5 protein-coding genes (1 of these 5 only partly in view) are annotated in these 21,543 nt (G+C 75.1%); 1 reads left to right on the top strand and 4 read right to left on the bottom strand.

What is annotated here, in order from left to right:
- Positions 1-296 precede the first annotated feature (296 nt).
- Together thiC and thiD are read right to left on the bottom strand one after the other, a co-directional pair.
- Positions 297-1,916, bottom strand: coding sequence for a phosphomethylpyrimidine synthase ThiC (gene thiC, locus ACU436_RS32305; protein WP_459030813.1), 1,620 nt, complete (start codon positions 1,914-1,916; stop codon positions 297-299).
- 117 nt (positions 1,917-2,033) lie between these two features.
- Positions 2,034-2,885 carry a bifunctional hydroxymethylpyrimidine kinase/phosphomethylpyrimidine kinase gene (gene thiD / locus ACU436_RS32300; RefSeq protein WP_459030812.1) on the bottom strand — a complete coding sequence of 284 codons (852 nt, stop codon included), beginning with the start codon at positions 2,883-2,885 and terminating at the stop codon, positions 2,034-2,036.
- A 160-nt stretch (positions 2,886-3,045) separates the two neighbouring features.
- Here thiD and ACU436_RS32295 point away from each other — a divergent pair, with 160 nt between their 5' ends.
- Positions 3,046-3,486, top strand: coding sequence for a nitroreductase family deazaflavin-dependent oxidoreductase (locus tag ACU436_RS32295; RefSeq protein WP_459030811.1), 441 nt, complete (start codon positions 3,046-3,048; stop codon positions 3,484-3,486).
- Between the two features lie 5 nt (positions 3,487-3,491).
- Here ACU436_RS32295 and ACU436_RS32290 read toward each other — a convergent pair whose 3' ends face one another.
- A complete protein-coding gene (locus ACU436_RS32290) occupies positions 3,492-4,754 on the bottom strand; it encodes a trypsin-like peptidase domain-containing protein (protein ID WP_459030810.1) in 1,263 nt (420 codons plus the stop codon).
- Between the two features lie 61 nt (positions 4,755-4,815).
- On the bottom strand, positions 4,816-21,543 hold the 3' portion of the coding sequence (locus ACU436_RS32285) for an NUDIX domain-containing protein (protein WP_459030809.1). Its footprint extends 44,505 nt past the window's final position; 16,728 of the gene's 61,233 nt are visible here — the last part of the coding sequence; the start codon falls outside the window, past its right edge; it ends in the stop codon at positions 4,816-4,818.

The following is a 21,543-nucleotide window of genomic DNA, read 5'->3' as shown; positions in this document are numbered from 1 at the left end:
GGCCGCTTCCACGCCAGGCGGCCGATCATGGTCGGCGGGCCGCGGGCGCTTGATCAGCCGGTGGGTGCACCCGCGCGGGTAGCGGTTCCCCTTGATCACATGCCTGCGACCGCCCCCGGGAGGACCATTAGCGGGATCTCGCAACGATCAACCCGTCATGATCGGTCCGAGATTCGCCGCAGCGCCCACCCGAGGGCGCCCAGCCACACCTGATCACGAAGAGGGCGCCCGGCAAACCACCGAACGTGGCCCCTCGTGTCACCGGCCGACATCTACGCCTGACCCGTTGCGCCGGCTCAGGCCAGCGGCAGGTTGATCCTCCCGCCCCCCTCGGTGAACTCCGTCGCCTTCTCCGCCATGCCGGCCTCGATGGCGGCCACGGTCGTCAGGCCGTGGGCCTCGGCGTAGTCGCGGACGTCCTGCGTGATGCGCATCGAGCAGAACTTGGGCCCGCACATGGAGCAGAAGTGGGCGGTCTTGGCCGGTTCGGCGGGCAGGGTCTGGTCGTGGAAGGCGAGCGCGGTGTCCGGGTCGAGGGACAGGTGGAACTGGTCGAGCCAGCGGAACTCGAACCGGGCCGCGGAGAGCGCGTCGTCGCGGGCCTGGGCCCGTGGGTGCTCCTTGGCCAGGTCGGCGGCGTGCGCAGCGATCTTGTACGTGATCACGCCGGTCTTCACGTCGTCACGGTCCGGCAGGCCGAGGTGTTCCTTGGGCGTGACGTAACAGAGCATCGCCGTGCCGACCTGCGCGATGCGCGCCGCACCGATCGCGCTCGTGATGTGGTCGTAGCCGGGCGCGATGTCGGTGGCGAGCGGGCCGAGCGTGTAGAACGGCGCCCCGCCGCACCACTCCTCCTCGAGCCGCACGTTCTCGTCGACCTTGTGCAGCGGCACGTGCCCCGGCCCCTCGATCATCACCTGGACGTCCTTCGCCCGGGCGATCGCGGTGAGCTCGCCGAGCATCCGCAGCTCGGCGAGCTGCGCCTCGTCGTTGGCGTCGGCGATCGAACCGGGCCGCAGCCCGTCGCCGAGGGAGAACGTGACGTCGTAGGAGCGCAGGATGTCGCACAGCTCCTCGAAGTGCGTGTGGAGGAACGACTCGCGGTGGTGCGCCAGGCACCAGGCCGCCATGATCGACCCACCTCGCGACACGATCCCGGTGACGCGCTTCGCCGTGAGCGGCACGTAGCGCAGCAGCACCCCGGCGTGCACCGTCATGTAGTCGACGCCCTGCTCGCACTGTTCGATCACGGTGCGGCGGTAGAGGTCCCAGGACAGGGCGGTCGGGTCGCCCCCGGCCTTCTCCAGCGCCTGGTAGATGGGCACGGTGCCGATCGGCACCGGCGAGTTGCGCAGGATCTGCTCCCGCGTCTCGGAGATGCGCCGTCCGGTGGAGAGGTCCATGACGGTGTCGGCACCCCACCGGGTCGCCCACACCATCTTCTCCACCTCCTCCTCGACGGACGAGGTCACGGCCGAGTTGCCGATGTTGGCGTTGACCTTCACCAGGAACCTCTTGCCGATCACCATCGGCTCGGACTCCGGGTGCCGCCGGTTGGCCGGGATCACAGCACGGCCCGCGGCGACCTCGGACCGCACCAGCTCCGCGTCGACACCTTCGCGGATGGCCGCGAAGCGCATCTCCGGCGTGATCACGCCTGCCCGCGCGTACGACAGCTGGGTGCCCGGCTCCCGGGTGGCGATCCACGGCTCGCGCAGCCGGGGCAGGCCGGCCGCGAGATCGACCGCGACGGTGTCGTCGGTGTAGGGGCCGGACGTGTCGTAGACGTCGTGGTGCTCGCCGGTGGACAGCTCGATGCGGCGGACCGGGACCCGCAGCCCGTCCGGTCCCTCGAGATACGCCTTGCGCGAGCCCCGGATGGGCCCGGTCGTGACGGACGGCGCGACAGCGCTCATCGCTGATCTTCTCCCTACGTCGGCATTACCCGGACAGGTTCTGCGGTCGGCTGCACATGCCCTCTCAGCCCGTTGCGCACGAGCTCCCGCGGTGTGTTCAGTTGTGTTCTCGGGATTTCAGACGGTCTGCTCCCACCAGGGCCGGACCGTCCACAGCGGCGAGATCGGGCCGTGGCCCCCGCCGAGCGGGTACGAGTGCCGCACGGCCTCGACCACGTAGCGCTTGCCGAACGCGACGGCCTCGGGCACGGCCATGCCACGGGCGAGCCCGGAAGCGATGGCCGATGCCATGTTGTCCCCGCCGCCGTGGGTGTTCCCGGTGGCGAAGCGGGGCCCCGGCAGCTCGGTGAAGGTGTGGCCGTCGTAGAGCAGGTCGATGCACACGTCGGTGTCCTCGCGCAGGTGCCCGCCCTTGACCAGCACGTACTGCGGGCCGTAGGCGTGCATCACCTTGGCCGCCTCGTACTGGGCCGCGCGGTCGTGCACGTCGACGCCCGCGAGCAGCCGCACCTCGTCGAGGTTGGGCGTGGCCAGCGCGGCCCGGGGGAAGAGCAGGGTGCGGTAGGAGTCGAGGGCGGTGTCGGCGAGCAGCGGGTCGCCGTGCATCGACGCCGCGACCGGGTCGATCACCAGCGGGACGCCGGCGCCGCCGATCCCCACGCGGTCGCACGCGTCGACGATCGCCTCGATGATCGGCGTGTCGGCCAGCATGCCGGTCTTCACCGCACCCAGCGCGATGTCCGTGGCCACGGACTCGATCTGCGCGGCCACCGTCTCCGGCGGGATCCGGTGGACGCCGGTGACGCCCAGCGTGTTCTGCACCGTGACCGCCGTGACGGCCACGCAGCCGTGCGTCCCACAGGCAGCCATGGCCCGCAGGTCGGCCGCGACGCCGGCCCCGCCGCCGGAGTCGGTGCCCGCGATCGTCATGACGGTCGGGGGTGTGGTGCCCACCGTGGGCTCGGCCATGTTTTCCTCCCTACGCCGGCATTACCCGGACAGGTTCGTGCGGTCGGCGGCGCCGTAGCCGCCCTCTCAGCCCGCTGCTGCGAGCTCCCGTCGCCCCCGACCGTAACCCTTTCGGGCCGACGAGGGGAAGATCCGTCGCCACGCCGGTGTTGGCGCAGGCATGCCACTCGACGGTGAGTACGAGATCAGCCCGACCGGATGGGTTCGGGACCAGACCGAGAAGATCTTCGAGACCGGGACGACGAAGAGCGTCGACATCAAGGGCCGCTCCGTCGTGTTGCTGACCACGCGCGGCGTCAAGAGCGGCAAGCTGCGCAAGGTGCCGCTGATGCGCGTCGAGCACGAGGGCCGCTACGCCATCGTCGCCTCCCTGGGCGGGGCGCCGAAGAACCCGGTCTGGTACCACAACGTCCGGGCCGAGCCGCACGTCGAGCTCCAGGACGGCACGGAGACGAAGGACTTCCGCGCCCGTGAGGTCACCGGCGAGGAGAAGGCGGTCTGGTGGGAACGGGCCGTCGCGGCCTACCCGGACTACGCCGACTACCAGAAGAAGACCACCCGGCAGATCCCGGTCTTCGTGCTGGAGCCGGTCGCGGCCTGAACCCGTCACGGCTCGTACCCGTCGACGGCAGCGACGTAGGCCCGCAGCACGGGCGCCGGGATGTGGGACGAGTTCCCCAGGGACCGGCGCCCGTCGTGCTGCACGTACGTGACGGCCGCGACGCGCAGCCGGCCACCCTCCCGGACGAGCACCGGTCCGCCGGAGTTGCCGCTCTGCACCCGCCACGGCGTCCACAGCTCGGCGGTCCCGTGCCGCAGGACGAGGCGGCCGACCCCGATGGCCGGGAGCGGCACCGGGCTGGCCGGCCACACGAACCGGGGCACGCCGCCGTGCGGGTAGCCCACGGAGAGCGCGAGCGCGTCGCGTGTGCCGGCCGTCGAGATCTCGAGCGGCGCCACGTGGAGCCCCGAGGAGTCGATCCGGAGGACGCGCAGATCCGCCTGCTCGGCCAACCGTCGCCGCTGCGCGTCGTCGAGGTGCGGGACGTGCTCGCCGAGGAGCCGGGCGAACCGGTCGGGGTCCGGGCGCGGCAGCAGGCGGGCGCTGCGGACCGTGCCGGCGATGCTGACCCGCGCCGACCGGGCCGTGCCGATGACGTGGTCGTTGGTGACCAGGTCGGCGTGCCGGCCGTCGTTGCGGATCAGGAACGCGCTGCCCCGGCTCGCCCGGGTCTCGACGCTCACCACGGCGTCGATCGCGGTCGGCGGGTTCGCAGGCAGCTCCACCGCCTGCAGCGCCGTGCGCGGCCACCCCGACAGCCGGAACCTCCCGGAGACGGTGAGCGGGCCCGACCCGCTCGGACGCGCGGCGCCCGCCAGCTCGGCCAGCGCGTCCCACGAGGTCACCACGGCGTCGGCCGTGCGTATCAGCGGCGGTCGGCGCGTGTGAGCCCGCCAGATCAGCACTCCCGTCACGAGCGCGGTGAGGACCCAGCCCGCCGACGCCGACCACCCCGGGACCACGCCGTTCTCCACGAACGGCGAGAGGATCAGCTGGACGGTGACGCCCGCCCCCAGCGCGGCGCCCGGCGTGCCGACCAGCCGCTCGAACAGGCCCATCCCGCCGAAGACCGCCACGGCGGTCGCCACGCCGCACGTGATCACCGCGGCGGGGTCGGCCGTCCTCCAGGCGGCGACCAGCACCATCGCCGCGATCCAGCTGCCCGTGAGCATCGCGGTGGCGGGCCAGACCCACCACAGCACCGTGCGCAGGTGCGGGAGCCGCTGCTCCGGGATCTCCTCCGGCTCGACGCGCAGCACGCGTTCCGTCCCGGGTTCCTCCACGGGCCGCGTGATCTCGACCATCATCGGTGCCACCTCTCCTTTCGGTGAATGAGAAATCGTCAAGCGAACCTCCCGAGGAACTCCCTCATCGGTTCGTTCCAGGTCTCGGCCGGGCCGGGGAGCGCGGGCGCTCCAGCAGCTCCGACGGCGGGATCCGCGACGCACGGCTGCGCGCACCGTCGATCACCTGCACGAGCGCGCCCAGCCGGACCAGCTCGGCGAGCCGTTCCTCCTCGATCGCGACGACCAGGCCGTCCGCGTGGTGGAACGCGAACGTCACCAGCCGCTCGACGACGTCCGCCGCCTCCCCGTCCGGCAGGTGGCCGCCCAGTTCGGCGACCAGCCGCTCCCTGCGGAAGACCAGCAACGTCTCGCCTTCGCGCAGGCCCTCCACCGGCGGGTCCCGGTTGCCGGCGGAACCGTCCGGCCGTGGCGCCGGGTTCTCCTGCAGGATCCGGGCCAACCCACCCGAAACCAGGACCGTCTGCTCCGGGCTGAAACCCAGCCGGTAGGCGTGGTCGGGCAGCCGCTCGCCGGGATGTGCCCGGGCCGCGACCCGCCGGGCTTCTTCGAGCTCCTCACGCAACCAGTCCGGTAGCCGCCCGTCCCGCACGACCTCGCCCAACCAGTCCAGCCGGGCTCCGATCACCAGGCGCCGCACCGGGTCACCGATCACCGCGAGCAGCTCGGCACGCCGCTCGACGACGTACCGGTACCCGGCGAGCAGGTCGGCCTCGGTGAGCGCGCCGAACACCTTCCGCGCCGCCAGCGTCTCGTGCGGCGCCCCGTCGATGACGATCCGGAACTGGGCTTCGGCGGGGAGGGAGTCCAGCCTCATGCCGGCGTCGAAGTCGACCAGCCCGACGTTCCCGGCGCGATCCCGAACGAGGTTGGCCACCTTCACGCCGCGGACGTCGATGTCCCCGAGCACTGCGGCAGCCGCGAGGAGGCGCGCCACCTGGGCCCGCTGGACCGGGTCGTCGAGGTCGACCTGCCGGCCCCCGCGGTAGCGAGCGACCTCGACCCGCTCGCCTGCACGCAGTACAACCTTCTCGTTGCCGGCCCGCACGTCCTCGGCCACGACGGCCGGCCACGTGGACATCGACGGCGCTCCCAGTACCCGGTACGCGGCGGCGGTGTCGAGGGTGCGATCCAGGTCGTCGCCGCGCGGGTGCACCACCAGCCAGTCCCGACCGGCGCCCACCAGCACGGCGGTCGCCCGGCCGCGCTTCTGACCCAACGTCCCCACGTACTCGACGGCGGGCAGCGGCGGCGGGCCCGCAGCCGGCAGCCGCCCCGCCGGCGGGTCGACGTCCTCCGCCACGGGCCGCCATCCGGGCCCGGCGTTCCCGCCGTACAGCCCTCGAACGACGTCGTGCTCCAGCGCCGTCCTCGTCCGGGCGTCGAGCCCGCTGATCACGGCGTCGAAAGCGGTGCGCGGCACGACCACCGCGCTGCGCGCGACGTCGAGCACGTAGAGGACGCGGACCTGACGCAGGCCGGGGACCGCGACCCCGTCCGCCGCGTCGAGGTCATCGGCCAGGAACGGCCAGAGGTGGACCGCCTCCCACAACCCGCTCGGGCTGAGCCCCTCCCGGTCGCCTTGGGTGATCCCGCCGCGGTCCCACAGCCCGGGGAGCTCCGCCAGTGCACTCGCGACCGCCGCCGGATCGGTGACGAGGACGAGTCCGCGGTCCGATTCGGCGATCATCACGGCGCGGGGTTCGGGCGCCCCCATCCGCCCGGAGCCGCCGGCCGGGCCCGGGATCACCGCCGCCATCGCCGCGGCACCGGCGTCGCCGCCCACGAACACCCACAGCGCGACGCCGAGGAGGAGGCCCGCGCCCACCTGCCAGGGCGGCCGGGCGCGGTACCAGGCCGTTGCGACGTCGCGCATCAGCCCGGTGGTCGGGCGCCCGAGCAGCGTGGCGAGCCCCACGAGGAACAGCCCCGCGAGCCCGGGCACCACCGCGACGAGCAGCAGACCGGCGCCCGCCGTGGGCAGGCTGTGCCCGCCCGCCGACGCCACCCAGCCGATCGCCGTGCCCAGCAGCACCCACCGCAGCCGGACCAGCCGCGCACCGACCCAGGCGAGGGCGGCGTCCAGCGGCCGCCGCAGCGCGCTGACGATCGCCTCGCCGATCGACCGGAGCGCGCGCCCGACCCACCGGCCCGCCGCCCGCAGCAAGCGGTAGCCGACGTACGCGGCGACGAGGAGCACGAGCGCCTTCAGGACGGTGGGGTCCGAACCGGCGTCGACCGGTGCGGCGTCGTGCGAGGGCGCTGCCTCGGCTCTGGCCCCACCGAGCACCGTCGCCAGCCCCCACCACGCGGCGGTGCCGGCCCCGACGATCGCCAAGGCGGGCCCGGCGCCGAACCCGCCGGTCCGTCCGGTGCCGGGCCGGGCCTGCCGCAGGTGGTAGCGAGCGGCGGCCAGGGCGGCACCGGCCAGTCCGGGGACGTGCTCGGGCAGCTCGCCTTCGAGGTAGGCGGGCAGTCCGGCGGGCGGCTCACCGGGGATCGCCCAGCGCGCCAGCAGCGCGGCCGGCGGGTCACCGACGCCGGCCGGGAGCTGGTCGATGAGCACAGCCACGGCGTCGTGCGCCCGCTCGAGGTCGCCACGGGTGGGCCGGTGGCCGGGCGAGGTCGGGGCGAGCGCGCGCCGGAGCACCGCGATGCTCGCGCGGTGCACCCGGTACTGCACGTGCAGGCGCCAGGCCGCCGGCTGCCCGAGGGCGAGGGCGGCGGCAGCGATCCGGGCACCCTCGGCGCCCTGCTGCGGCCCCCGCACGCTCTCGGCGGCGAACAGCACCGCTGCGTGGCCGAGCGCGACATCGGCCGCGGCGATGTCGGCCGGCGGGCCCCGCGCCTCGTGCAGCAGCTTCCACCACTGCCGGGCGAGCCGCACGAGCCGCGCGAACGCCGCGGTGAACTCGGCGTCGGCGAGGGCGCTGTCCCGGCGGCGGCCGAGCTCGGCCGCGACGTGGTCCAGGGCGATCTCGGCCTTGCGCAGGTGGCGGTGGGCCTCGTGACGCCGGCCGGTGGCGTGCACCGTTCGAGCCAGCTCCAGCCGCAACTCGACGTGGTCGAGCAACCGGTCCGGGGTCTCGCCCGCGGCGCGGGCCTCGGCCCGGCCCGCCGTTCCCGCGGCGACCAGCAGCGGCGCGACGAGCGCGGTGGCCCGCCCGGCGCGGTCGACGTGGACGACCATCCCGACGACCCGGCCGTCGCCTGCGAGCACCGGGCCGCCGAGCGCGGCCGGGTCGAGCGGGGCGGCCAGGGTGACGGTCGCCGGGCCCGCGGCGACGACCGGGGCGAGGGTCAGCCGCAGCACCCCTCCGGCGTCCTGGCCCGCGACCAGCAGCGGCCGGCCGATCGCGATCGGCTCGGTGCCGACGGTCAGCGGATCGGCGTGCAGCCCCGGGACGTGCAGCACCGCCACGTCGGCGGTTCCCGGATCGACGTCGAAGAGCATCCGCCCGAGCCGGCGGGCCCGCTCCGCGAGCGGGGAGGCCACCCCGAACGACTCCGGGGCGACCGCGATCACGGCGTCCGGAGCCACCCCGCCGACCGTGACGTCCCACAGCTCCCGATCACCGAACAGGTGCAACGGCACGAGGACGAGGTCCGGTGCGATCGCCCACCCCGTGCCGAGGAGCTCGCGGCCGGCGCGGACGGGCAGTACGGAGTCCGCCAGGCGTGGCGCTCGGACCGCCACGTCGTCGGCGCCCGCGGGGAAGGCGTTGACCACCCGCCGCCTGCCGCCGCGGATCCGCCGGACCACGAGCACCAGCCCGGTGGCGTCGGTGGCGTCCCGGCCGAGCAGCCGCAGCCCGTCCGGGACGGCGACCGGCACCCGGTGGACCTCCAACCGGCCGACCACCGCGACGGGGCCGGGCGAGGCCTGCCATGCCTCGGCGATCAGCGCGATCAGCCAGCTCGCGCGTTCGAACGGGGTGAGCGGGCGGTAAGTACCGACCAGCCATTCCCCGGCCAGCGTGGTCAGCGCGCCGCCCGGAGCGAGTGCGCCCGGCACCTCCAGCCCGATCCCGGCCGGCGTACGCGGCGCGGACGGCACGCCCCGCGGGGCACCGATGCTCACCAGGTCGTGGTCGCCGATCGACAGGCCGGGATGGGCCGCCACCCCGGCACGCACCAGCTCGGCAGGCGCGCGGACCTGGGCGGCCAGTGCCGTCAGGCGCCTCTCGGCGCCGTCGCGGTCCATCACGTCGAAGGCGCGCTGCCCGAGCCGGTGCAGCGCGGCCGGGGTGCCCATCTCGGCGAGCAGCTCCGCGGCCCGCCCCTCGGCATCGTCCAGCGCGCGGGCGGCCCGGTCGTCGGCCCGCAGCGGCCAGGCCGCGGGCTCGGCCAGCCCCGCGCGGGCCGCGGCGAACGCGTCACCCGCCGGCGTCATCAGGGCCAGGGCGCGGTCGATCCTGCCGAGCTCCCACGACGCGGCCGCCGACTCGACCCGCGCCACCGCGGACCGGATCAGCCGCCGCACCCGCAGGGAGCGCTCGATCGCGCCGGGGATCTCCCGCACGACCGCGGACAGCCCTTCGTCGAGCTCGACCAGCGGATCGCCCGCCCACAGAGCCTGGCGGACCTCGGCGGGCAGGTTCATGATCCGGTCGAGGAACAGCGCCCGGTCGGTGACGACCTCCGATCCGCCGAAGGACAGGTAGAGGACCGCGACCTGTTCCGCACCGGCGGCGGCGAGCATCTCGGACAGCCGCTCGTTCAGCTGGTCGACCAGCGCCAGCGTGGTCCCCTCGGCCGGGCGGTCGACCGGGCTCGCGGTGTGCAGCGTCATCTCGTCGGTGCGCCGCTCGACGGCGTTCGCCGCGGCCCGCTCGGCGAGCGCCGCGCGCACCAGCTCCACCTGGAGCGGGGTCAGGGCGACCCGGCGTCCGGTCCGGTCGTAGGCGGCCGCGTCGACCAGCGGGAACTGCTCGGCCAACAGCTCGATGATCTCGGCTTCGTCCTCGTCGTGGGTCAGGCCGGCCTCATTGCGCTCAGCGATCCGGCCCTGGCGGTGGAAGAAGTCCTCGTGCGCCAGCAACCGCCCGAGCAGCCCGGTCACGCCCAGCCGGTACAACGTGGGCGCGAAGACGACGACCACGTCGCGGTCCGCCCAGTAATAGCCGACCAGGCGCCCCGGCAGGTCGGCCAGTCCGGCCGCCTGCAGGAGGTCGAACACCGCCACGTTCAGCGGGATCTCCAACACGTCCGGCGGCGCGCGCGGGTCCGCGGGATCGTGCTCGTGCCTGGTCCCGAGGTGCTCGAGCCGGGGCAGCAGCTCCTCCCAGCGATCCTCCTGCCCCGTGCGCCACTCGCCGTCGAGCACGGCGCCACTCGTCGGCCCCCGACGCGGGTTCACCACCCGCTCGAGCTCGACGGCGATCCGCTCGCCCGCGGCACGCTGGCGCGCGGTCATCTCGTCGTGCTGCCGGCGGGCGTGGCCCAGCAGGGATCGCCACGGCTCGGTGAGCGGGCCCGGATCGGCGAGCGCCTCCTTCAGCGCCGTCTCGTACTCCCGCCACCGCGCGATCAGTTGATCGGTGTCGCGCCCCAGGTACTGGGCGATGTTCACGTCGTACAGGTCCTGGTAGGCGATCAGCCACAGCTGCCACTTCAAGCGGAACTCCATCGTCACCGTGACCAGTGGCTCCGGGACGTCCGCCGCGCGCACCGCGGCGAGCTCGTCGGTGACGGCTTCGCTGATCGCGTCCCGGAGGGCCTCCTCGGCCGGCGTCGGGGTGCCCAGCCCGGGAATGTCGGTCAGGGAATCGCGCAGCCGCAGGTGGGCGGCCCGCAGCTCGGCGACGTCGGGGCCGGCGGTGGGATCGGCGAACAGCCGCTCCAGCGCGCTGCGCAGCTGGACGACGGCGGTGTGCCAGTCCTCGCCGCGGACCGCCCTCGGGTCGACGAGGAGCGCGAGGGCCGCGAGATCGGTGAACCACCCGGAACGCAGTTCGAACAGCCGATCGACGGCCGCTGCCACCGACCGGAGCGGGGAACGCACCGGCAGCGGGGCACGGGCGCCCGGATCGGACGGTGGTGGGCCGCGCAGGGTGTGACCGAGCTCGGCCAGGCCGCGCTCGATCAGCACGACCTGGTCGCCGGTCAGGCCGAGGGCCCGCAGCTCGTCGGCGGTGTGGACGATCAGGTCGCCGAGGTTGAGGATGCCGTGGCCCTCGAGGGCGCCCATGATCTCGGCGCGGACCTCGGGGGCGAGCGTGGCCTCCAGCTCACCGAGCGAGCGGCCCTTGATCCTCGTGACGAGGTGCGCCACGGCCACGGCGGCCGCCGCGACCACGGTGTAGCCGATGCCGAGCGCCAGCTCGACCGGGCCGGCCGTGGCCGCGGTCAGGCCACCGGGCGCGAGGGTCTGCACGGCCAGCTGGGCGAGGCCCACCCCCGCGGCGGCGCCGAGCTGGGTTCCGACGAAGAACCGGCTGACGCCGCCGACGCCCCGCGTGCGGGCCATGGCCGGGGCCATCGGCAGCTGGAACGCGACGCTGACCGCCACCAGCATCAGCACCAGCGGGGCCGCGTGCGGCCACAGGAGCAGCACGCCGACCAGCGGCGGAACCGAGAACATGGTGGCGGTCGTCGCCACCGGCGTGTTCATCCAGCGCCTCGTGCCCGCCGCCTTCGCCCAGCGCGCGTTCGCCCACGCCGCCGCGTAGCGGTGCACGAAGGTGACGAGCGCGGAGGCCCACACGACGTGCTCCGGGGCGAGCCACGGCAGGTGCACCTTCAGCAACGACGACAGCGCTCCGAGCATCCAGCCGATCGGGAAGCCGAGCAGGAACCCGAGCAGCGGGGCCGCCATGACGAACCGCATCAGCGCCTTCGGCGACGCCGCCGCCCGCCGGGCGGCGGCCGTCACCGAGCGCCGGACCGAACCGGTCGTGGCCGCGGGTCGCTCGCCGCCGCGCAGCGCCATCCAGGTAAGCGCGGTCAGGCCGGCGAAGGCCACGCCCAGCGCGACCGTCGCCCCCCTCCAGCCGAACGCGGCCACCGCTCCGGCCACCGCCAGCGGCAGCCAGGCCCGGGAGATCGCCGCCCACGTCTGGGACGTGGTCGTCCGGGCGGCGTCGGCCTCCCTGGGCAGCGGGTGGTGCGCCATGCCGGCCTGGAAGATCGCGGATGCGGAGATCAGCACGCCGGACAGCCCGTAGAGCACGACCAGCACCCCGAACACCGGCGGCGCCACCGCGACCGACGCCAGCGCCACCGAGGAGGCCAGTCCGGCGGCCAGCCCCGCGGAGGGGCCCAGCCGCTTGCCGAAGAGCGCGTTCACCAGCAGCAGCGCCGCCCCGCCCACACCCCACCCGGCGAACGCGAGCAGCAGCGTCGACGCCGCCGGCACCCCGTAGGTCTGAGCGATCGCGAACGTGGCGTAGGTGGCCACCATCGCGGCGGTCATCCCGACGCCCTGGTGCGCGCCCACGAGCAGGCCCTGGTGCGCCCGCGCCCAACCGGCCACGCCGTTGGCGGGGCTCCGCCGGTCGCGCAGCCACCTCACCGCGCGCGGCCCCAGCAGGGCAGCGGCGGTCAACCCGGCGACCAGCAGCGCGGCGACCGCGGCGGAGACCGTGGTGGATCCGGTGAGCGCGGCGAGCGCGCCGTAGCCGGTGGAGCCGGCCAGGCCGATCAAGCCCACGGCGAAGGCGCGCTGCAGACCGTGGGCACCCAGCTTCGCCTTGATCTTCTTGTTGGCCATGAGCTGCTTGCCCACCAGGCCGGCGACGACCGCCGCGGCGGCGAACGGGGTGATCAGCCCCCAGTCCAGCGCCGCCAGCTCGCCGTGGCGCACCACCAGGCCGGCGACGGAGTTCATCGCGGTGACCATGACGACGGTCGCCTTGGCCGTTCCGAAGTCGGTGACCTTCGCCAGCACGAGCGCCGGGATCAGCAGGAACGCCCCGCCGATGCCGAGCAGGCCGGTGAGGAAACCGGCTCCGAGTCCGATGGCACCGATGGCGACCCATCGCCTCCACCCGGCCACCGCGGTGACATCGCTGCCGGCGTCCCCGCGCCACGTCCGCACCGCGGCGAGGACCATCAGCCCGGCCAGCACCAGCGCCAGCGGGTGCGGGCCGACCAGACCTGCGACGACGCCGCCGAGCAACGACAGCGGGAACCCGGCCGCGCCGAGCGCGAGGCCGGTGCGACGGTCGAGGTCCTTCTCCTTCCGGAGCAGCCCGTGCAAGGTGTTGATCAATGCGGTCGCCCCGACGATCACCAGGCTCGCCGCGGACGCCGGATCCGCGGCCAGGTGGAAGGGGCCGGTCAGGGTGGGGATCGCGACCAGCGCGCCCCCGGCCCCGAACACGCCCGTCACCAGCCCGACCACGAGCCCGGCGGCCAACCCGAGAACGTTCGCCCCGACCGCTGCCACGGCCACCCCGCCGGCCAGGGCGAGCAGGCCGAGCACCGTCCTCCCGATCCCGATCCCGATCCCGATCCCGATCCGGGCCCGCGGACCGGTGGAACCGGGTGCCGCCGCACCCCCGTCGGCCGGGCCGCCGCCCGGTGGACCGGACGGGCCTGCGGGACCCCTCGGATCGGCCGGCGGGTACCGATGGCGCCACCAGGCGAGCGCCCCGAACCCGGCGACCAGCACCGCCACGGCGGCGGCCGACCACGCCGCCACCAGGACCAGCGGCGAGGTACGCGCGTGCGGCGCGGTCGAGGCCGACGGGCTGGGCTCGTCGGTGCGGCCGGGCTGCGGCTCCGTGGGCCGCTCGGTCGGCTGCTGCTCGGTCGGCTGCTGCTCGGTCGGCCGCGGCTCCGTCGGCCGCGGCTCCGTCGGCGGCGCAGCGGGCGTCCCGGGGACGGCGAACGTCTCGCCCGGGCGGATCAGGTTCGGGTCCCGACCGGTCAGCTCCTCGCGGTTGTGATCGGCGACGTCGATCCAGTCGCGCAGCTCGAAGCGGGCAGCGATCCGGGACAGGCTGTCGTGGACGCCATCCAGCTCGGGCTGGGTCCGCCACGTCGTGCCGGTTCCCTCCGGAGCCTCGAACGCGGTGTGGACCGGCAGCGGCGTTTCGTCGCTCGGCGGCAGCACCAGGCCGGGGTTCGCCGCCTGCAGCGCCGAGCGCACGGCGGCCGGGGCCGTGCCCAGCCCGTCCGCCAGCCGCGCGACCGTGTCCGCCGGCTGGGTCCGGACCTGCCGCCCGGTTCCGACCGGCGGCGGCAGCTGGAGCCGAACCCGTTGGTCCACCGGGCCCTGGGCGGCGACCTGGCTGTGGGCGACCGGTTCGCCGGCCTCGCCGGGCTGGGCAGCGGCCACCGGCGCAACCAGCCCGAGCACCACCGCGACGCCCGAGGCCGCGAGGAGCGCGCGCACCGCGGGCCCGCGCTCGACGACCCGGGCCTTCGCCCGCCCCAGGGCGTGCCGGCCGGGCGACCGGGTGTCGGAGACCTCCGGGCCGAGCGCCTCGCCGGTGGCCATCCGGGCCCAGCGCACGACCGGCGGCCCGCGCGGACCGATCCCGGCACGGGCCGCCCACGCGTCGGCGGCCAGCGGCAGGCCGAGCCCCGCCACCGCCAGCACGACCACGCCGAGGTGCCCCGTGCCCAGCAGCGCCCAGACTCCGCCCGGCTCGGCGGCGGCGTGACCGGTGCGGGTCGCGGCGTGCGCGGTGCCCGCCCCACCCCACACCTCGGGGAACAGCATCCCGGCGAGGGCGATCCCGATGACCGTCAGCGCCGTGCCCGGCCAACCCCGCCGGGGGGAGCGGGCGGCGCTCTCGACGAACCGCAGGTCCTGGCCCCCCAACCGGCCGAGACCGATGAAGTCGCCGTCACGCAGCTGCCTCTCACCGCCACCGAGCCGAGACCCCGACCGCTCGCCTCTGACGTACGTGCCGCCATCCGTACCGAGGTCACGGATGATCCACACACCCCGGTGCGCGTCGTAGCGGATCTCGGCGTGCCGGTCCGCCACCACGCGTCCCGCGAAGCGGACATCGTTGTCCCGCCCCCGTCCGATACGCACCCGCTGCCCGGGCACCAGTGGGATCTCACCGCCGTCGCTCCGGTGCAACACCGCCGATGCCGCGCCCACCGACGCCGGTTCAGGCAGCCCGTTGGCACGCACGAACGCGCCGGCGATGTCGCCGCCGACGGCGACGACCACCCCGCTGACGTCCTCGGCGCCGCCGCGGACAACGCCCTCCAGGGCGTCCTCGCCCTCCGCGACGACCGGACCGCCAGAGCTGCCGTGGTCGGCGGTCCCCTGCTCCACGATGACCAGATCGAGACCCTGTCGACGCGCCAGCGTGCGGCCGCCGCCGACCACCAGGGCGTCTCCCCGGGGCGCCGGATCGGCGCCGACGCCGACCGGGATCGTCCTGTCCGGGTATCCCAGCACCCGCACCCGGGCCGGCGATCCGGACCGGCCGCGGAAGCGGATCGGGGCGAGCCGGAGCCGGGCGAGGGCGGGGTGCTCGATGCGCACGACGGCGAGATCGACGGCACCGACCGCGGCGCGGAGCCAGGCCCGGTCGAGCCCCTGCGTGGCGCCCGCCGCCACCAGCTGGTGGACGATGGCGTCCGGCGACGGCCGCGGCAGGACGTCGCCTGCGGCGGTGACCCCGCCGGACGGGGCGGACACCTCGACGGCGAGGACATGCGATCCCTCGACGACGTGCTGGTTCGTCAGGACGTACGCGACCTGACCGTCCGTCCACAGGATCGTCCCCGATCCCCGGCCGAGCGAGCTCCCGAACGCGCTCATCGTGCGCGTGGTGATCCGGACGGCCCGGTCGAGGAGGGCGGGTGCCTGGTCCCCCAGCTCAGGGGCCTGCCACGCCTGCCGGCCGTGCCCGTCGACCACCTGGACGAAACCGGGCGGCGGTGGCAACCGGTCCATCACCGCGTCCACCCGGAGCTGGTGGGCCGCCTCGGTGGCGGTCCCCGGGAGCACCCGGTCCTCGATCTCGATCCTCAGGATGCCCCTGAGGAGCCCGGCAGCGCGCAGCCGCGCGAACATCTCGTCGGTGAAGACGATCACCGGACCGTCGGGGGTGTGCAGGGTGTAGGCCCCGAGGCGGTCCACGACGCGGCCGAGACCCGCGGCCCGCAGGTACTCGCCGGGTACGCGCACGACCCGGGCCGGCGGTGCCCCGGGCAGCTCGAACGGGTCGACCGTCTCGGCCGGCCCCCTCCGGAGCGCCGTTCGCAGCGCCTCGTTCAGCGAGGACTCCTCACCGAACAGGAATCCGTGCCGCATCGCCGCGCCGTCGCGCCTCGTGGCACCCGCCGGGCCTGCGTGCAGGGAGGTCGCCGCCCCCAGGCCGGCGATCCGCGCCCGCGCCCACAGCAGTGCGGCAGCCACCCACGCTGCGTGCAGGTCGTGCCACAGGCCGGTGTGCCGGTCGCCGACCAGGTGGAACCCGTGCTCGTGGGCCAGCAGCCCCAGCCACCACCGCGCATCCAGCCGGCCGGCGGCGATGTGCGCGTCGATCTCGGCCACGGTGTCCTCGAACACCAGCACCACTCCGCCGTGCGCGCCCCACCCGAACGCGATGACGCCCTCGGCCCCCGCGGGTCGCAACCCGCCCGGTACCACCATGACCCGCACCCCCGGCGGCCCGCGGGGCAGGTGCGGGAACCGCTCCCGGTCCAGCGCCGCAGCGGCCTCGTACAGCCGTTGCGCCGCGTCCTGCATCACGCGCCGGGCCCCGCCGAACGGGTTCAGCGCCACCAGACCGCCGTCACCGTGACCGGCTTGCATCGCGGCCTCGGCCTCGGCGAGAACGCGCCGATCCCGGTCCCGGTCGAGCATCTGCGCCGCCTCGGCGGGGCTGACGAGCCGGACCGACGCCGTCTCCCGCCCTCCCTGCACGTAGGGACTGGGGTCGGGCGGCAGCGCGGTGCCACCGGTGCGGACACCCAGGTAGTACCGGGTGGTCGTGCTGTTGCCGCGGTGGTCGCCGAGGTACCCGACGATCTGCGCGCGGAGCCCCGTCTCCTCCCACACCTCGCGGTGGGCGTTCTGCTGGGCCGTGAGCCCGGCGTCGACCCGCCCCTTGGGGAAGGTGAAGCGGTAGCCGCCGTAGTGGCCCTTCGGCTCGATCAGCCACAGGCGGCCCCGCTCGACGACCACGATCCCGGCCGAGATCGATCCCTCGGACGGCAGAGGCGGCTCGGCGACGTCCACGTCCGGTACCGCGGAGAAGTCCGGTTCGGCCGGCACCGCCGCGCTCGGCGCCTCCGACGGGAGCGTGATGCCGGCCCGGCGGGCGATGTCGCGGCGGCGCCCCGCCAGCCGGGTCCTGAGCATGTGCGCCGTCTCCGGTGCGAACCCGGCGGCGGCGACGGCGGCGGCGACCTGGTCGGTCGTGATGCCGGCGACGCGCTCACCCGACGCCCTGAGCTGCTCGTCGGTCATGGCGCCGAAGACCGCTGCCGTCTCCTCGTTGTCCTCCGGGCTGCGCAGGGTCTCCCACTCGGTCACCGAGTCGCCGAACTCGGCGCCCTTCGACTCACCGCGGGCGCGGAACATCAGCGTCCCGCCCTGGTCGATGCGCACCGCGCCACGGCGGTCGGCGCCCGGCTCCCCGTGGGTGACGAGGATGTTGGCCCAGGCCTCTCCGACCACGTCCCGGTTCGCCAGCCAGGCGTCGACCGCGAACCCGTCCTGGATCTCGGCCAGGAGCTCGGTGTCGGCCAGCCTGCCGAGCAGGTCCGTGGTGGCGCCCGGGACGATCCTCGACGCGGTCGCGAGGGCTCCCTCGTGCATCACGAGCCGGAGCTCGCCGGCGGCGATCCCGGCCAGCGCGTAGAACCAGCCGCCCAGCACCTCGACCTTGGCGTGGTCCGGGCTCGGCTGGTGCTTGAGGTAGTGGAGCCCACCGTCGGGGCTGAGGAAGGTGCCACCCCGACCGTGCCCCATCGCCGGCCCGACCCGGATCCAGTCGTCGGTGTCGACCGGGTCGAACCGCTCGGCGAGGCCCAGCCCGTGCGCGGGCTGCGCCGAGGGGTCCATCAGGTGCTCCTCGACGGCGACGACCAGGTAGTCGATCCCCTCGGACGGCGCCCGGACGACGTCGACGACCACCGCCCGGTGCCCGAACGGCAGCAGTGCCTCGCTCGCCGGGTAGTAGCCGCTGGCCCCCAGCCAGACGGGGGCGGTCGTGATGTAGTCGATGACGATCCGCTGGGTCCCCCAGCTCGTCCTCGCGTAGGACGCCGCGGTGTCGGGCTCGTTGGTCACGAACTCGATCGTCGAGTTCTCCAGGACGTCGCCCGGCGCGAACGGGGCCGCCCTCGTCGACTCGCTCTCGACGACGATCGTGGCCGCAGCCGCCGGGTCGGACGGCAGGGGAGGCAGGGCGGCGCTCCACCCCATGCCCCGCGACACCCGCTGGACGGGGCCGCGCCCCGCGAGGAGCAGCGCGCTCTGCACGCCGACGACCTGGCCGTCGAACCGCTCGGACCGCTCCTCCGCGGGGAGATCGGCCCCCCACCACTTGAGCCGCCGGAGGTACGCCTGGACGGCACGGTTCTCCCTGCGGAACTGCTGGAGCGCGTCCCGCAGGCCCACGTGGCGTTCGACCCACGGCCACCAGCCCGCCGACAGCCCCGCCGCCGTACGCGGACGGGTGTGGCGCACATCGGCGAGGTGATCGGGCAGACCGGTGGCGCCCGGGGCGGGTCGGTCGCCCGCCCGGCTCTGGGCGAGCACCGACCGCATCGTGTGGTGGCGGTCCCACGTGCGTGCGCGCCGACCGGCGGGATCCTGGGCCAGCACGTGCTCCAGCAGGCTCGCCGAGCCGGGCCCGGCGGCGGTGCCCGGGTCGAACGGGTCGGGCAGCCCGGTCCCCGGAACGTCGATCCCGGACTCCGCGGCCAGCAGCATCGCGGCGTCCCGGTAGGCAGCCACGGTGACCAGCAGCCGCAGCGTGCGCCGCACCGACCTCTGCGCACGCCGGTCGGCGCCCCCGGGGGACGGTTCGACGTGGGCGAGCGTGCGCTCCAGCTCGTCGAGCATCAGCGCGAGCCGGTCCAGGAGCCACGCCGGCCCGGGCCCCGCCGCCCCGGAACGGAACGCGTCCCGCAACGCGGACACCCCCGAGCGCAGCTGCTCGACGAGCGGCTCCGGTGTGCGCGGACGTCCGGCGTGCTCGACGACGTCGTCGAGCACGACCTTGACCAGCTCGCCGTCCTCGCGGGTGAGCTGGAGGACCTGTTGGTCGCCGAGCTGCACGTGGTGCACGAGGAAGCCGTTCACCTGCGCGGCGGGAGCGTGATCCCGGGGGTCCTCGGCGAGACCCGGCGGGACCCGGGGTCCGGCCATCGCGGCCAGGATCAGCAGCAGCAGCCGACGCCGGGGGGACGCCTGCTGCCAGTACCCGGCCAGCCAGCCCGGAACGGCTCCATCGGGGGTCGCCCCCGCGAGGAGGTCACCGAGCCACGGCGGCGGGACGGGGAGGGAGCCCGCCGCTTCCCGGTCGACCGCCGGGTCGCCCACCGCGTCGACGAGCCTGCCGAACGCGGCGCGGTCCAGCCCGTCCCGGTTCTCGGCCGAAGTTCCGGCGAGCTCGCCCAGGGTTTCCGCCAGCCGTACCCGGTGCTCGGCGTCGGGGTGCTCGACGTCGAGCATCCGGTACAGCCGGGCCAGCGCCGTGTGGAACCGCGCGCGCTCGGTGCGCTCGCCGGGGTGGCCCCCCGTCAGCTCCTCCACGGCACCGGCGAGCTCGAGCTGCCGGCTGACCAGCTCGAAGTCCGGGTAGGCGCTCTCGAGCCGGCGCCCGGCCGCGTCGAGGAGCTCCGCCACCACCGTCGCCAGCGCGTCCGACAGCAGCGGCACCGACAGGACGTCGAGGGCGATCCTCCCGGTGCCGGCCAGCGCCGCCTCGACGTGAGCACGCTGCTCCCGGCCCACCTCGGCGCCATCGGGCCCGTCGGCCCACCGGGTGACCAGCGTCCGGGCGTGCTCGACGGCCCGGCTCTGCTCGCCGGCGGGCCCGACCACCGCCACCAGCAACCGCAACGCATCCGGTACGAGCAGTTGCACCAGCTCGAGGTCCTCGGCGGTGATCCAGCGCCTGCCGTTCGCCGTCACCCCGCCGTCGGGCAGGCGCTCCAACCCGTCGATCGTGAGCGTCAGCCGGTCGAACAGCCACGCCAGCCCGCCTTCGTTCCCCCGCTGCGCGGCGGCGATCCGTTCGAGGAGGTTGCCCCACACCCGGATCCCCGCGCGCATCCGGTCGCGGGGCTCCGCAGGCGGCGCCTCGATGGCGACCACCCCGACGAGCTCGCCACCGGGCCGGGTCATCAGCAGCGTGCGCCCCTCACCCGCAGGCGCCTGGTGGACCTCCAGGCCGTCGACCCGCGCGGCGGGAGCACCCGCGGCATGCCAGGCCTCGGCGAGCCGAAGCAGCCGGATGCGCCGGACGGCGGGCCACGACCGCCATGGCAGCCCACCGGTCTCCCGCACCGAGCGGGCGTTCCACGCGCGCCGGCCGTCGAGGACGACCGCCGCCGAGGACAGGCGCACCGTGAGCACCCGGGACGGTTCGGTCCGCTGCGGCAGCCGCAGCACCTCGCCGCCGTTCTCGTCCCGCCCCTGGACGAAGCCGGCGGGCAGGTAGGCGTTGACGCTGCCGATGTAGCGCCCGAGGTGGCGCCCCAGCGGCGCGTGCGGCCGCACCCGCGCCATCAGGTCGCCCCACAGCGCGCTCAGGGGGCGCACGGCGAACTGCCGGTGCTCCGAGTGGTGGATCTGGGAGAAGCGGTACCGCGACTCCAGACCCGCCCATGAGTACAGGGCTGCCAGCCCCGCGTGGTGACCACCCGCGACCAGGGCGTCGATCTCCCGGCGGGCCCGGGTCGGGACACCGGCCGGATCCAGCGCGGCCTCGGTCGGCAACGCCAGCGACGCCGCGTACCCGGGTGCGATGCCGAACCAGTGCATCAGCAGCAGCATCGCCGTCGTCCCGGCCAGACCCGATGCGTCGGCGCCGTAGATCTCCAGCGCACCGGTGGCCGGGTTCCACCGCGCTCCGGCGTCGATCGGCAGCCCGGTGTCCGGCTCGACGACAGCACCGTCGCCGAGGTGGAACCGGATCGCGGGCAGCGGCCGCAGCCCGGAACGCCAGGCCGCACGGGCCCGCAGCACCAACACCGCCGGACCGCGGTAGCGGCCTTCCAGCAGGTCGGCGGTGGCGCGGGCCAGCAGTGCCGGCAGGGAGAACCCGCGCGCCCCACGCATCCTCGCGGCCAGCTCTGCGACGGCGCCGGGGTCGGTCAGCTCCGCACCGCGCAGGCCGGCCACCAGGTCGGGGTCCCGCAGCCGGTCGGATCCCGACGCCCCGCGACGGGCACCGTGTGGCACCCGCACCCACCCCTGCCGGGCGAGCCACCGCCAATCGCCGGACGCTGCCTGCCGCGCCTCCTTCCACGTGCCGTCGGGCTCGCGCCGGGTGTCGCGCCATCCGGTGAACCGGCCGACCTCGAACCCGTACCGGGACCACCGGTCCTTCTCGACGAGCCGCCGGCGCTCGTCGACCCTCGCGTCGGTCGTGTAGCGGCGCCCGGCGACCTCGATGACCGTCAGCCGGTACAGCAGCCCGGGCACCTCCGCCAGCCCGGACTCCTCGAGGGCGCGGGCCAGGTCTCGTTCGGACACCACGACCAGATCGGTGTCCTCCTTCGGGAGCAGCCGCAGCAGGCGGCGCGACCGCAGCGGTCCGAGCGTGGGCAGCACCGCCGCCAGCGCGTCGATCTCGGCCACCCGGTACTGGCCGACGCCGGGCGCGCCGCGGAAGGCCTCCTCGTCGGTCTCACCCCT

The organism is Pseudonocardia wallangbongensis, from assembly GCF_054486945.1.
This window is presented reverse-complemented; position numbering and strand designations above follow the sequence as displayed.

Coding starts and splice junctions, on each gene's coding strand:
- thiC (WP_459030813.1), bottom strand. CDS start 1,916: ATGAGCGCTGTCGCGCCGTCCGTCACGACCGGGCCCATCCGGGGCTCG.
- thiD (WP_459030812.1), bottom strand. CDS start 2,885: ATGGCCGAGCCCACGGTGGGCACCACACCCCCGACCGTCATGACGATC.
- ACU436_RS32295 (WP_459030811.1), top strand. CDS start 3,046: ATGCCACTCGACGGTGAGTACGAGATCAGCCCGACCGGATGGGTTCGG.
- ACU436_RS32290 (WP_459030810.1), bottom strand. CDS start 4,754: ATGATGGTCGAGATCACGCGGCCCGTGGAGGAACCCGGGACGGAACGC.